Source organism: Bordetella muralis, assembly GCF_054781015.1.
Window position 1 is genome coordinate 1,000,801 of the sequence record NZ_BAAGVF010000008.1, and the last position, 13,153, is coordinate 1,013,953.

At 58.3% G+C, this 13,153-nt stretch carries 12 protein-coding genes; 7 read left to right on the forward strand and 5 right to left on the reverse strand.

What is annotated here, in order from left to right; all coding sequences use genetic code 11:
- Positions 1-68 precede the first annotated feature (68 nt).
- Both ACYVIT_RS22300 and ACYVIT_RS22305 read right to left on the reverse strand, forming a co-directional pair.
- Positions 69-902: an alpha/beta hydrolase gene (locus tag ACYVIT_RS22300; RefSeq protein ID WP_415804658.1), complete on the reverse strand. Its 834-nt coding sequence runs from the start codon at positions 900-902 to the stop codon at positions 69-71.
- A gap of 52 nt (positions 903-954) precedes the next feature.
- Positions 955-2,169 carry an iron-containing alcohol dehydrogenase gene (locus ACYVIT_RS22305; protein ID WP_415804659.1) on the reverse strand — a complete coding sequence of 405 codons (1,215 nt, stop codon included), beginning with the start codon at positions 2,167-2,169 and terminating at the stop codon, positions 955-957.
- Positions 2,170-2,339: 170 nt separating this feature from the next.
- On the opposite strand from ACYVIT_RS22305, the gene ACYVIT_RS22310 reads away from it, so the two are divergent.
- The 5 genes from ACYVIT_RS22310 (at position 2,340) to ACYVIT_RS22330 (ending at position 7,279) form a co-directional block, all read left to right on the forward strand.
- Positions 2,340-3,023 carry a GntR family transcriptional regulator gene (locus tag ACYVIT_RS22310; protein WP_415804660.1) on the forward strand — a complete coding sequence of 228 codons (684 nt, stop codon included), beginning with the start codon at positions 2,340-2,342 and terminating at the stop codon, positions 3,021-3,023.
- Positions 3,020-4,654: a sugar ABC transporter ATP-binding protein gene (locus ACYVIT_RS22315; protein WP_415804661.1), complete on the forward strand. Its 1,635-nt coding sequence runs from the start codon at positions 3,020-3,022 to the stop codon at positions 4,652-4,654. The genes ACYVIT_RS22310 and ACYVIT_RS22315 overlap by 4 nt, the downstream gene beginning before the upstream one ends.
- Complete coding sequence (locus tag ACYVIT_RS22320; RefSeq protein ID WP_415804662.1) at positions 4,620-5,609, forward strand: ABC transporter permease; 990 nt, start codon at positions 4,620-4,622, stop codon at positions 5,607-5,609. Before ACYVIT_RS22315 ends, ACYVIT_RS22320 begins: the two co-directional genes overlap by 35 nt.
- A 68-nt stretch (positions 5,610-5,677) precedes the next feature.
- A complete protein-coding gene (locus tag ACYVIT_RS22325) occupies positions 5,678-6,637 on the forward strand; it encodes a substrate-binding domain-containing protein (RefSeq protein WP_415804663.1) in 960 nt (319 codons plus the stop codon).
- A 54-nt stretch (positions 6,638-6,691) separates the two neighbouring features.
- Positions 6,692-7,279, forward strand: coding sequence for a DJ-1/PfpI family protein (locus tag ACYVIT_RS22330; protein ID WP_415804664.1), 588 nt, complete (start codon positions 6,692-6,694; stop codon positions 7,277-7,279).
- Between the two features lie 35 nt (positions 7,280-7,314).
- Here the strand turns inward: ACYVIT_RS22330 and ACYVIT_RS22335 are convergent, their stop codons facing one another.
- Positions 7,315-9,432, reverse strand: coding sequence for a TonB-dependent siderophore receptor (locus ACYVIT_RS22335; protein ID WP_415804665.1), 2,118 nt, complete (start codon positions 9,430-9,432; stop codon positions 7,315-7,317).
- A gap of 255 nt (positions 9,433-9,687) precedes the next feature.
- Here ACYVIT_RS22335 and ACYVIT_RS22340 point away from each other — a divergent pair, with 255 nt between their 5' ends.
- On the forward strand, positions 9,688-10,203 hold the full coding sequence (locus ACYVIT_RS22340) for a hypothetical protein (RefSeq protein WP_415804666.1): 516 nt from the start codon (positions 9,688-9,690) through the stop codon (positions 10,201-10,203).
- Between the two features lie 43 nt (positions 10,204-10,246).
- Here ACYVIT_RS22340 and ACYVIT_RS22345 read toward each other — a convergent pair whose 3' ends face one another.
- Positions 10,247-11,020 carry a class II aldolase/adducin family protein gene (locus ACYVIT_RS22345; RefSeq protein ID WP_415804667.1) on the reverse strand — a complete coding sequence of 258 codons (774 nt, stop codon included), beginning with the start codon at positions 11,018-11,020 and terminating at the stop codon, positions 10,247-10,249.
- Between ACYVIT_RS22345 and ACYVIT_RS22350 the strand changes: the two genes are divergently transcribed.
- Entirely contained in the window at positions 11,019-12,059 is a 1,041-nt protein-coding gene (locus ACYVIT_RS22350; protein ID WP_415804668.1) for an HpcH/HpaI aldolase/citrate lyase family protein, read from the forward strand. The genes ACYVIT_RS22345 and ACYVIT_RS22350 overlap by 2 nt on opposite strands.
- 64 nt (positions 12,060-12,123) lie before the next feature.
- Here ACYVIT_RS22350 and ACYVIT_RS22355 read toward each other — a convergent pair whose 3' ends face one another.
- A complete protein-coding gene (locus tag ACYVIT_RS22355) occupies positions 12,124-13,089 on the reverse strand; it encodes a Bug family tripartite tricarboxylate transporter substrate binding protein (protein ID WP_415804669.1) in 966 nt (321 codons plus the stop codon).
- Between the last annotated feature and the right edge of the window lie 64 nt (positions 13,090-13,153).

The following is a 13,153-nucleotide window of genomic DNA, read 5'->3' on the forward strand; positions in this document are numbered from 1 at the left end:
TATGCATCACTGTCGTAATTCGGGATCAAGCATTGGAGGATAGCCGCACTTGACCAGACTGGAGGACCTTAGCCGCTAACCAAGTCCGAGAGACAAAGCCCTGCAGGGCTCTTGGGATCGCCCAAGGCCAGAACAATCGTGAGATGGTTCGCCCCCGCTTCGGTCCGGAACTGCCCGTCGTGCGTGGTGCGCTCGAGCAAAGAGGCAAACTCTCGGCCTTGAGAGTGAAATGGAGCGGTGTCCGTTTCACTGACCATCACGATACGTCGAGGACCGGGGAATTGAAAAGAGGTCAGAGGCGACCATGCCGCGGCCTCAGCCGGCGTCATCTGCGCTTCGTTCTTCAGGAAACTGCCTGGAATATCGGTCAGGTCGTAAATGCCGCTGACGAGCAGCAGGCCGCCAAGCGCAGGCAAGTCCGGTGGTGCACCTTCCTCGGGTCCCTGCGCAGCTAAGTAACTCGCCAAATGTGCGCCTGCCGAATGGCCGCTGACAGTGAGCCTTGTGGGATCCGCCCCAATATCGGCAGCCATCTTGACTACGTGCCGGACAGCCGCGCGAACTTGGGAAACGATGGTGCCCAGTCTCGTGGCAGGCATGAGGTCGTACGTGACAAGGACGGCAACACCGCCCGCAGCCAGCACCGGCGCAGCAACCAGCCAGTGAGCTTCTTTGCTGCCCGAGCGCCAGTAGCCGCCGTGAATGAACACATGGATCGGAGCACCTTTTGCCATACGAGGCGGAAGAATGATGTCCATCCGTTCGCGCGGGCTCGAACCATAGGGCACGTCGAGCCGCATATCGACACCCCTCGCGAACTCGCGAGAACGTGCAGCCGTCTCGGCAACGATCTCGTCGAAGTCCGGGATGAAGTCACGGTTTCGATAAAGGTCCTGGGCCATCGTTGAAAGTCCACCGTTAAATACTGCGATTACGTGAATTTGAGCGCGCCTGCTATGCTGCCTTTGCGTCCCGCATCAAATCGGCGACACCAAAATAAGACGCCTCAATCAGCGTTCGCATGTTATTGCGATCAAGCGGACGAGGGTTGTTCTGGATCAGCCGCTCGATGCCGCACGCTTGATCCGCTACCCAATCCAGTTGGTCTTCGGCCAATCCAAGCTGGCTTAGCGTGGATGGAATCCCGATACGGGCGAATAGCGCCGCGACGGCGGGGATCACAGCGGCACCATCAGCCAGATTCATGACGGCAGCCATTTGATCCAGTTCGGTGCCGATCACCGGACGATTCCACTCCATCACCCAAGGCATCAAGCAGGCTACCCCTGCACCGTGCGCGGTGTGGGTAACGGCCCCAACGGGATATTGAATGGCATGGGCTGCGGCCGTTCCGGCGACACCAAAAGCCAGGCCCGCGAACGTCGCCCCCTGCATGACTTGAGACCTGGCGGCCAAGTTGCCGCCATCGGCGCAAACAGTCTCGAGTCCTTGCCACAATAATGAGATCGCGGTCAGCGCAAACTGATCTGATATGGCATTTTTGCCGATGAACACCCTTTCCTGAGTCAAGCCTGGAGCCACCTCGCGACGCGCGGCAGTGAAAGCCTCGATCGCATGAGTCAGCGCATCAGCGCCGGCGATAGCGGTCAACGTCGACGGACAAGTCAACGTCAACTCAGGATCGCAGATCGCTACCGTGGGAATCAGATACGGACTGGAGATACCCACCTTGAGTGTGCGCTGGTCATCTGACAGGACGGCGACCGGGGTGACCTCTGACCCGGTTCCGGCAGTCGTCGGGATGGCGATCACCGGCAGAATTGGGCCAGGCACCTTCAGTTCGCCGTAGTAATCCTGGGGTTGTCCGCCATGCCTCAGCAGCAATGCAAGGCATTTGGCCATGTCCAGGCAAGAGCCTCCGCCGACGCCTATCACCACGTCGGCGGCAAACTCGCGCGCCGCGTCGGCAGCAAGGACGGCAGCTCGGACCGGCACGTCCGGCAAGGTTCCGCTTTCGATTCGCACGATCAGGCCGCTGGTCTTCAAGTCCACCATCATGGCCTGGAAATCGGCATCCGCCGCGAGGCGTTGGTCTGTGACGACCAGCGCCCGCTGCCCCAGCCGTTTCGCCACGAGTCCCAGAGCCTTGCGTTGTCCGCAGCCAAATATCACTTCGCCCGGCGATCTCATTGCACCGAAATACATCATCACTGTCCCCTCATTGTGTTCGTTGTCTGCTGGCCGCTGTTTGCGCGCTATCCGGGTGTTGTGCCGGGCCTTAAAATCATATCCTATAGGATATTTTATTTGACATTCGATATGGTATTTGTCACCATCTGAGCATGTCAAGGTCTACTTAGAAGGTGTGCGCGAGCAAAATGGCTGTACAACGAGAAACTCAAACCGGTGTATCCGTACGCCGCTCCAGCGTGGTCGATGACGTCTATGACGCCATCAATGAACGGCTGATGTCGCTTGCCATCGCGCCTGGCGCCCGCATTCCCATCGACTTGATCGCGCGAGAACTGAACGTTTCACAGACACCTGTGCGGGAAGCCCTTTCGCGCCTGGAACGCGAAGGGTTGGTCCACAAGGCACACCTCATCGGCTACAGCGCCGCTCCGCAACTGGGCCGCAAGCAATTCGAGGATTTATTCAATTTTCGCTTGCTCGTCGAGCCGGAAGGCGCACGTTTGGCGGCGCTCAATATGACTCCCGCCGCACTGGACCATATTGAAAGCATTGCCGCCGACATGGCGGACGGCGGGACGCCGATAGATCGGACCAGCCGTTATTCACGCTTTGCTCGGATCGACTCGCACTTTCACGACGAGATCATGCGGATTGCGGGAAACGAGGTCATCCGCACCACGCTTTTCAACCAGCATGTCCACCTGCACCTGTTTCGCCTGATGTTCCACAGCCGCGTTACCCAAGAGGCGCTGGAAGAACATGAGAAGCTGCTGGCCGCCTTCCGAGCAGGGGACGCGGTCGCTGCGCAAACGGCGATGCGTGAACACATCCTGTGTTCACGTGACCGGCTGATGGCGGCCTTCGAATGAATGCCGTGGGCGCTCTATCGCTATCGGCCACCATCCCGTTGGCGGTAAAAGCGCGTACCCCTGCAGCGCTTGCCGCGGAGGGGCTGACGAAGGCCTATGGACCGGTCACCGTCCTGTCCGACGTCACGCTGGATATTCGCGCCGGCGAGGTCCACGCGGTCATAGGTGAAAACGGCGCCGGGAAATCCACGCTGATGAAGCTGTTGGCCGGCTACGTGAGCCCCACCGCGGGTCACCTGCTCATGCAGGGGCAGCCCATCGTTTTCCCCGATGCTGCCGCAGCAGAGGCCGCGGGCGTAGTGCTAGTGCATCAGGAAATCCTGCTGGCGCCGGATCTGACGGTTGCAGAGAACCTCTTTCTTGGCCGAGAGCTGTCGCGCGGCATCCTGATCGATGATCGAAACATGGACCGACGCACTGCCGAAGTGCTGGCGTCTATCGGCGCACATTGCCACCCGCGCGACCATGTGGGCGACCTGCCGTTGGCGCAGCGGCAGTTGGTACAAATCGGCCGGGCTCTGCTGCAACCACGCAAGGTCGTGATTTTTGATGAGCCTACCGCCGTCCTGGCCAACGACGAAGTCGCCGCATTGCTGGAAGTCGTCCGGGGGCTACGGACTCAAGGAGCCGCTGTCCTATATATTTCGCACCGTCTGGACGAGGTCGAAGCACTGGCCGACCGCGTCACCGTGCTGCGCGATGGAAAGATGATCGGCACATGGCCGGCGGCTGACCTGTCGCAACGCCGCATGGCCGAGCTCATGGTCGGTCGCCAACTCGACGTCTTGTATCCCCCTAAACGCCCGCAGCCGTCAGGCACACCACTGCTGGCGGTCGAACAGCTATCGGTCGATCACGGCGCGGTTCAAGCGAGCCTGGCGGTTCGTCGCGGCGAGGTACTGGGTATCGGCGGCATGATCGGTTCTGGCCGGACCGAATTGTTTGAAGGGTTGATGGGCCTGCGGCCCGCCGAGGCGGCCCGAATCGAGCTGGCGGGTAATGCGGTGGAGCACCGCTCTGTCAAGGACTGGCGAGAACTGGGGCTGGTTTATCTCACCGAGGACCGCAAGGGAAAGGGGCTTCTGCTGGACGAGCCGCTGGCCCCGAACCTGACCTTACAAGCGCTCGACCGGATCCATCCGCGCCTTGCGCTGAATCGCGACAAAGAGGCCGCTGCGCTGGATAAGGCCGTTCGCGACTACGACATTCGCGCCCGATCGGTCCATTTGAATGCGGGTCAACTGTCCGGAGGCAACCAGCAAAAGCTGCTGCTGGCAAAGGTGATGATGACCGACCCTTGCGTTGTCATCATCGATGAGCCGACACGCGGCATCGACATCGGCAACAAAAGCCAGATCTACGACTTCATCGATCACCTGGTTCGATCGAATAAAGCTTGCATCGTGATCTCATCAGAGCTGCCGGAGCTTGTCGGCCTGGCAGACAGGGTTCTGGTGATGCGTGGAGGACGCATCGCCGCCGAACTCACTGGCGACCAGATTACCGAGCATAACGTCGTCTATGCGGCCACCAGTGCGAACGCGTACGAGACAGATCTGCAAGACCACATAACGATAAATAAGGTAGGAGACGAGAATGACAAGCGCGACGACGCATATCGCGATCATTAAAGCGCCACGGCGCATCCGCTGGGCCGCTATGGGTCCCTTCATCGCGCTGGCCGTGGTGATGTTGGCTGGCATGGTGCTGAACTCGAACTTCGCGACCGGCACCAATATGGCGAACGTCGTCACGCGATCGGCGTTCATTGCCATCATCGCAGTGGGCGCCACGTTTGTGATCTCGTCTCGCTGTCTCGACTTGTCGGTCGGGTCGATGATGGCATTCGTGACGGGCATCATGATTCTGACGATGAACCGGCTTGAGCCATCGATCGGAGCAAACGCCATCTTTGTCGGTGCGGTCGTGGGGATCCTGGTTGGTGCGGCCTGTGGGCTGCTCAATGGGCTGATCGTGACGGTGGGCAAGATCGAACCCTTTATCGCCACGCTTGGCACGATGGGAATCTTTCGTGCCCTGATCACGTGGATGTCCGATGGTGGTTCGATCCCGATGGCCCGGGCGCTACGCGAACCCTACCGGCCCGTCTATTTCGGCGATGTGCTGGGCATTCCGATACCAGTGGCCATCACACTGATCGTCGCCCTGGTCGGGGCCTTCATTCTGTACCGGACAAAATACGGGCGCCGTTGCATGGCCGTCGGCTCAAATGCCGATGTGGCTCGCTTTTCGGGCATTTCGGTCACGAAGGTCCGCACCATTGCCTTTGTGATACAGGGGCTATGTGTCGCCATTGCGGCGATCTGCTACATCCCTCGACTCGGCGCCGCGACGCCGACGACAGGCCAACTGTGGGAACTGCAGGTCATCACCGCCGTTGTGATCGGCGGCACATTACTTCGAGGAGGCAAGGCGCGAATCTGGGGAACCGTCGCCGGTGCATTGATTCTGGAGATGATCGCCAATCTGATGGTGCTATCCAACATGGTTTCGGAATACCTCGTCGCGGCCGTACAAGGCGTAATCATCATCCTCGCCATGCTGGCCCACCGCTTCATCAAATAACCATCACGACGAAGGATGGACGCCTTCAGAGTAGACATGAAATGACAACCATAATCAGGAGAGACAAAATGACATCCATGACCAAGCGTGCGCTCGCCATGCTGGCAGTCAGCCTTATGGCATGTACCGCAACCAGTGCTTTGGCACAAAGCAAAAAGACCATCGCCGTTTCCATCCCGGCGGCCACCCATGGCTGGACAGGAGGCGTTGTTTATCACGCAGAACAGGCTGCGAAAGAGATAAAAGCCGCATTTCCGAATATCGACGTCGTGGTAAAGACATCGCCTTCGGCGACTGCGCAGGTGTCGGCATTGGAAGACCTATCCGCCGGCCGAAACCTCGATGCGTTGGTCATCCTGCCGTTCACCTCAGAAGAGCTGACCGGCCCTGTCGCCCAGGTCAAGGCAGGTGGCGCCTTTATCGCAGTCGTGGATCGCGGCCTGACGGATCCCACGATTCAGGATCTATATGTCGCGGGTGACAATATCGCCGTCGGCGCGAACACGGCGAAGTGGCTGGCGGAAAAGTTGGGCAAGAAAGGAAAAATCGTCGTGCTGCGCGGCATTCCGACCGTCATTGACGATGAACGCATCAAGGGGTTCACCGACGTCATCAAGGGCACAGACATCAAGATACTCGATATTCAGTATGCCAACTGGAACCAGGATCAGGCCTTTACGCTGATGCAGGACTATCTGGCCAAGTATCCCCAGATCGACGCCGTCTGGGCCAATGACGACGACATGCTGCTGGGGGTGCTGGAAGCAATCAAGCAATCCGGTCGTACCGAGATCAAATACGCGCTGGGCGGCAACGGCATGAAGGACGTGATCGAACTGGTAAAGGCAAAGAACCCGGTCACCCCCATCTCAACCCCCTATCCGCCGTCGATGATCAAATCGGCGATCTATATGACGGCGGCCCAGCTCAGCGGTCAAGCGCCGATGCGTGGCAATTTCAAACTCGACGCGCCATTGATCACCCCCGAGAACGCCGACCAGTTCTATTTCCCTGACAGCCCATTCTGACGACAGGTGGCCGGACCACCATCCGGTCGTGACAACAGCCAAAAGGAGAACCAAATGAGTGGCAAGAAAATTCTGATGCTCTGCGGTGAATTCACCGAAGAATATGAAATCTATGTGTTCCAGCAAGGAATGGAGGCCGTAGGCCATACCGTCCATGTGATCTGCCCCGACAAGAAAGCGGGCGAAATGATCCAGACCTCACTGCACGATTTCGAGGGGCATCAAACCTATATCGAGCGATTTGGCCATCTGGCCGAAATCAACAAGACGTTCTCCGAGGTGAACGTCGAAGAATATGACGCGGTATATTGCGCGGGCGGCCGCGGTCCGGAATACATCCGCACGGACAAGCGGATCCAGGCCATGGTGCGTCACTTCCATGAGGCTAAAAAACCGATCTTCACCATATGCCACGGGGTGCAGATTCTCGTCGCCGTCGAAGGGGTGATCCGCGGAAAGAAGGTCGCCGCGCTCGGTGCCTGCGAACCCGAAGTCATCCTGGCCGGAGGCACTTACATCGACGTGAAGCCACACGAAGCCTATGTGGATGGCACCATGGTGTCGGCCAAGGGCTGGACGGGCCTGGCCGCTTTCATGCGCGAGTGCATGAAAGTGTTGGGGACGAACATTACGCATTCATAGACGCAAAGCACGCGGCGAGCTCGGCTTGCCGCGTGTCAGTAGGTATAGCTGATGCCCAATTGCGCGGTACGCGGCGCGCCTGGATAGACATAGCTGTTGAAAGCGCCCTCGTCGTAATTGCGATTGAACAGGTTGGTCACATCCAGGTTCACGCGCAGGTTCTTGTTAACCTGGTAGAAGCTGTAGAGATCCACCACCACATAGGAATCCATGGTGTAAGACGATGCCGCAGTCTGGCCGGCTCGATCGTCCACATAGCGCACTCCGACGCCCAGACCTAGCCCTCGCGCGGGTCCTTCGTGAAACTCGTACATGTTGAGCCAGCTGAACGAGTTGCGTGGGATATTGGCCAGCCGCGTGCCCCTGGGCAGCGTGTTGTCGCGGGTGACTTTGGCGTCCACGAACGAGTATCCGCCGATCATGCGCCATTCACGGGTAATGTTTCCGGCTATGTTGAGATCGAAACCTCGGCTGCGAACCTCGCCGGCCGCTACTCGATAGGTGGAGTCAGCCGGATCGACCGTCAGCACGTTCGTTTTGTCGATCTGATAGGCCGCGAAATCCAGGCTTAGTTGGCCATCGAGGAGTTCCCATTTGGCGCCTACCTCAAACGACTCTCCCTCCTCGGGGTCAAAGCCATTACCTTGCCGATCCGCACCCGTGTTCGGCTTGTAGGAACGCGCGGTGTTCGCGTATATGGCGAGCGTGTCGGTCAGATCGTAAAGAACACCCAGGCGTGGTGTGATGGCCGAGTCAGTGGTCTGCCAACTGCTGCCAGTGGGCAAGCGATCGCGGTAAGTGTGTTCGAAGCGCTCAAACCGCAATCCCGCCAGCAGCTTGAAGCGCTCGGTAATGGCCACCTGGTCTTGCACGAACGCGGCCCAGGTCTTCAAATTTTCCTTGTCATGCGTGGTGGTGCGGGTGAGCGCGGGACGCGGTTGGCCTAGTACCGGATCATAGAGGTCGATAGGGTAGGCGTTGGCGCCGGCAGCAGAGCGCTGGATGATCGACTGATAGTCATAGTCCTCGAGCTCTACGCCGGCCAGCAGAGTGTGATGCAGCCTGCCCGTGCTGAAGTTTCCAGTCAGGTTGAGCTGGAGGTCTCGATCAGTCCAATCAAGCTTGCGGTAGTTGAAATTCCGTCCTAGCGTGCGGCCATCGGCCTGCAGCGCGTTGGCCTCCACGGCATTGCCCTTGAGCGTGCCATCCAGCCATTGCGCGCCTCCGCCAAGCTTCCAATTATCATTAAGTGCGTGTTCGAAGCGCAACTGCACCACGTTATTGTCGTTGTGCAGCTTGTTGTCAGTGCCGGTCTCCCAGACATTGGTGTCGCGCGAAGCGCGCCCAGTTTGATTGGGATAGCGGGTCAGGCCGCGGTCCAGCGGATGGTTGTTACGGATCATCTCGGCTTCGAGGGTGATGCGGGTGGCCGCATTTGGCTGCCAGCTGATAACGGGCGAGACGCCGTAACGTTCGGTGCTGACGTCGTCGCGAAAGGTATTGCCGCCCTCGGCGAGCGCGTTGACGCGGTAGGTCAGGCTGCCGTCCTCGTTAAGGGCGCCGGTCGAGTCAATCGTGGCGCGGCGCATACCATGCGTGTCGAACTGCGTGCCTACCGTCACGCTCGACTCGGCTTCTGGCTGCTTGGTTACCACATTGAACGTACCACCAGGGTCACCACGACCATACAGGCTCGTGTTCGGGCCGCGAATCACCTCCAGGCGTTCCAGGGTGTAGGAATCGGGCGCGTTAGGATAGCCGCGATTGATCGGAAAGCCGTTACGGTAGTACTCGCCGGTGGTGAAACCACGCACAGTCACCGTAGTCAGCCCTTGTCCGCCGAAGTTGTTTGCGCGGCCCACGCCGCCTGCATAATCCAGCACCTGCTCCAAGCGCGTCGCATTGGTGTCCTGGACCACGTCACGCGGCACCACGCTAATCGATTGCGGCACTTCATGCAGGGCCGCGTCAGTACGTGTGGCGCTCGCGGAACGGGTGGCCCGATAGCCTATCACCGGCCCGTCGGCGCGCTCCGTGTCGCCGTAGACGCTGACCGCCTCCAGCTCCACGGAACCAGTCGCGCCGACTTCGTCAGCCAGCACTACGGGAACTGCTGTGTTCAGTAAACATGCCGAAAGGATGACGCGCCGCATTCCATAATCCGAGAATTTTCACAAGGGCGCCATCTTACTATTAATACGACTGATTCGTATTATCTATCTTGTAATCTTGTAGGAGATCAGTGCGGTCCGTCAGCGCACAGCTGGAAATTCGAACGTGCGCGCCCCGGCTATTGGGTTCCGTTGTGTCAACTAACAAAGAGAGAGATGAGGCCACTCTGCGATAATGGCAGACGAATTTTCAGTATCCACTTTGGATGACTGGCATCGCAACACGGAACATCCACTGTGGCCACACTCTACGAAACGGCCGCCCTCGAGAACGAGGGCGTAGACACTACAGACGACAGCATCCACGAATCGCACTTATGGCGTGACAACGGCTGGACGGCGCGTGTCATCAAAAACGAGGAGGACGACGGCTGGGCCGTCGAGATGACCCGCGAGGGCGAGTCCGAACCGGCGCTGGTGGGTCCCTGGACGATGGGACGGGACAAAAAGAACCCTAAACCCTTGGACCCCACCGCCTTTCGCACCTTGGTCAAGACGGCATCCGAGGTGATCCGCAGGCACGAGCAACAACTGCACGCGCAGTTGCACAAGAGCATCAGGGTGACAACGCCGGAGGTCACACTGACGATCAAACTGGACATCGTTCCGGACGAAGATCAGCCGTTTGCAGTACTCAGCGCCGTGGATGAATACGGCGAAACCATTGCGGAAGTGACAGTCGCGCCGAACTACAAATTCACGCTGAGCACAGCCACGGCTTGGGTCGAGAATGACTTTCGTAAACCAGCCTAAAGCACGGAGCCACCGTGGCGGATGAGCGTGCGCAGCCGGGACTTTACTCGGCGTAGCCAGGCATGACCCGATCCAACACGCGCATCATGGCCTCGAAATAAAGCCTCTCACGTTCAGCGCGCGAGTGGCTGTCTTTAGGGTTGGGGGTGTCCACCCTGTCGACGAGCGCGTCCGGCAGCACCGAAAGGGGCCTGCCTGCCGACATCGCCAGTATCTGAGCCCTGCAGACTCTCTCGAGCTTGTAAAGACGGCGGTATGCCTGCGCTACGGTATCACCGACCACCAGCACACCGTGATTTTTCATAAAGAGCACCTGCTTGTCGCCAATCAGGGCAGCCAGGCGCTCTCCCTCGCTCAGGGTATCTGCCAGTCCCGTGTAGCCATCGTCATACGCAATGTTTTTGGTGAAAAACGCCGCTGTCTGGCTGCATGGCAGTAGACGGTTGTCCTCCAACATGTTCAGTGCCAGCGCCCAGGTTTGGTGCGTGTGCAGGATGACCTTGGCGCCGGTGATCCGGTGCAGCGGTGCATGGATACAGAATGCGCTCAGCTCCAAGTCTCCTTCGCCTTCCAACACCTGTCCGCGCTCGTCGAAAACGATGAGATCGCTGGCCCGAGCCTCCGACCAATGGCGGCCGAATGGCAGCACCAGGTAGCGGTCTTCATATCCGGGCACCATCATGGTGAAATGGTTATCGATGCCTTCTTCCAATTGATCATGGACGGCGAGCCGATTCGCTGCGGCAAGATGAACTCGGGCAAGCCAAGCGGCATCAGCTTGTGTTTCGGGAGATAGGGACGTTAGTGAGCGGTTCATGGGTGGCGTCTCCAAAGGGGATTCTTCCTTTTTAATCCATGCGCCTAAAAAGCTCCAGGGGCTGCTCCGGAATGCACTTTCAACCCGCTGTCGAGGCATAGCGAGAACGAGGGTAGCGAAACCACGTCTGGCATACTATCAAGCGAGCCAAAAACCCTTCCTGAACGATATGAACAGAAAACTACGCAGCGTTATTTACGTACCCGCCATCAACGAAAAGGCCATGCGTAAGGCGGCAACCCTGCACGTCGATGCAGTCATCTTTGATCTGGAAGACAGTGTTTTTCCGGAACAGAAGGCACATGCGAGATCCGGACTCGCCGAGTTTCTGACAAAGGAGCGCGCCAGTTTTCAGGGAAAGTATCTGGTCATACGCGTCAATGCCAATGACACGGAGTACTGGAAAGACGATCTCGCCACCGTTGCCCAGATCATGCCTGACGCGGTGCTCTTGCCCAAAGTCACGACGCCACAGCATATACATGACACGTATGTGGAAATCTCTGCAGGCAAAGGTCGGGCGCCAAAGATATGGAGCATGGTAGAGAACCCGCTGGGTATCCTTCGACTGGAACACATCGTAGAGCAAGGCAAAAATTCTGGCCTCGAATGCTTGGTCCTCGGCACCAATGACCTCGTCAAGGACAGCGATATCGATCCCGGCAAAGACCGCCGCAATCTGATGCCCTGGTTTAGCCACGTCATGCTGGTGGCAAAATCGTTCGATATGGCGGTCATCGACGGCGTGCTTAACGATATCAAGAACACAGACGCACTACGCGCAGAATGCGAAGTCGCACGCGCGCTGGGGATGAATGGAAAAACCATTATCCACCCCGCTCAGGTCGAAACGGTAAACAAGGCATTCAGCCCCAACGAAGGGCAAATTGCCTGGTGGAAAAAGATAGTGGCAGCCTACGACCTGCCCGAGAACGCAAATGCCGGGGTGATCAGCCTGGATGGCATGATGGTTGAACGATTACATCATGAGATCGCCGTGCGCAAGCTTCAGGAATACGGGCAGGATATCGGGCAATAGATCAGCCGGCGAAGGAAGGACATCGCGCCGTATGACCATCAAATGTCACGTGCGCGATGCATGTTCACTGCGGCGTCAGATTCGCTTGGTTGACTAGTTTTTTCACTATAGGTTGCTCATCACGAATCTGCTCGGTGAGCTCGGCAGCCGTTCCGGAACGCGGCTCAATGCCCATGCCCAGCATTTTTTCGCGTACGACTGGGTCTTGCAGTGTCGTGGTCAATGCTTGTTGCAACGTGGTCAGCACGTCAGAAGGCGTGCCGGGTGGAGCGACAAAGCTGAACCACGCACTGAGGTCGAAAGATGGATAGCCCTGTTCCGCCAGCGTCGGCACATCCGGCAAGGTGGACAAGCGGTTCTTGCTCGTAATACCCAGCACGTTCAGCTTGCCCGCCGTAACCTGAGGCATGCCCGTGGCCACCATGTCGAAGAACACATCGACATCGCCGTTGATCAAGGCGGGCAGAGCTTGTGTCGCGCCCTTGAACGGGACGTGCAACAGATCAACCCCCGCCTCTTGCCTGAACAATTCGCCAGCCAGATGCGATGACGTTCCCGGCCCAAAAGAAGCAAACGTCAGTTGAGCAGGACGCTGTTTTGCCTGTGCCACGATGTCAGAGATTTTGGCAATATTGTTTTTCTTGTTGGATAGCAGAATCATTGGGCCGATTCCGACCATGCCGATGGGAGCATAGGCATCAGGATCGTACGGCAATGATTTATACAGATAGCGATTGGTGACCAAGGTCGAATTGGTGGCCATCAGCAGCGTGTAGCCATCGGGCTGCGCTCGCGCGACATAGGACGCGCCGATCGTAGTGCCAGCACCTGCCTTGTTCTCGACGATGATTTTCTGGTCCAGCGCTGTACTCATCCGGCTGGCCAGAATGCGAGTGAGCACGTCGGTAGCCCCGCCCGCCGGAAAAGGGGAAATAACGGTGATGGGTTGCTCTGGATACGCTGCGTGAGCCAGTCCTGCGCACGCCGACAGCGCTACCGCAGCGGCAAATGTGGAGACGCGTTGAAACATGTTTTCCCCTTGATGAGTTGTGGACGAGACTGTCTGCTTCTTTTGAATTCCGTACGGTGAATAT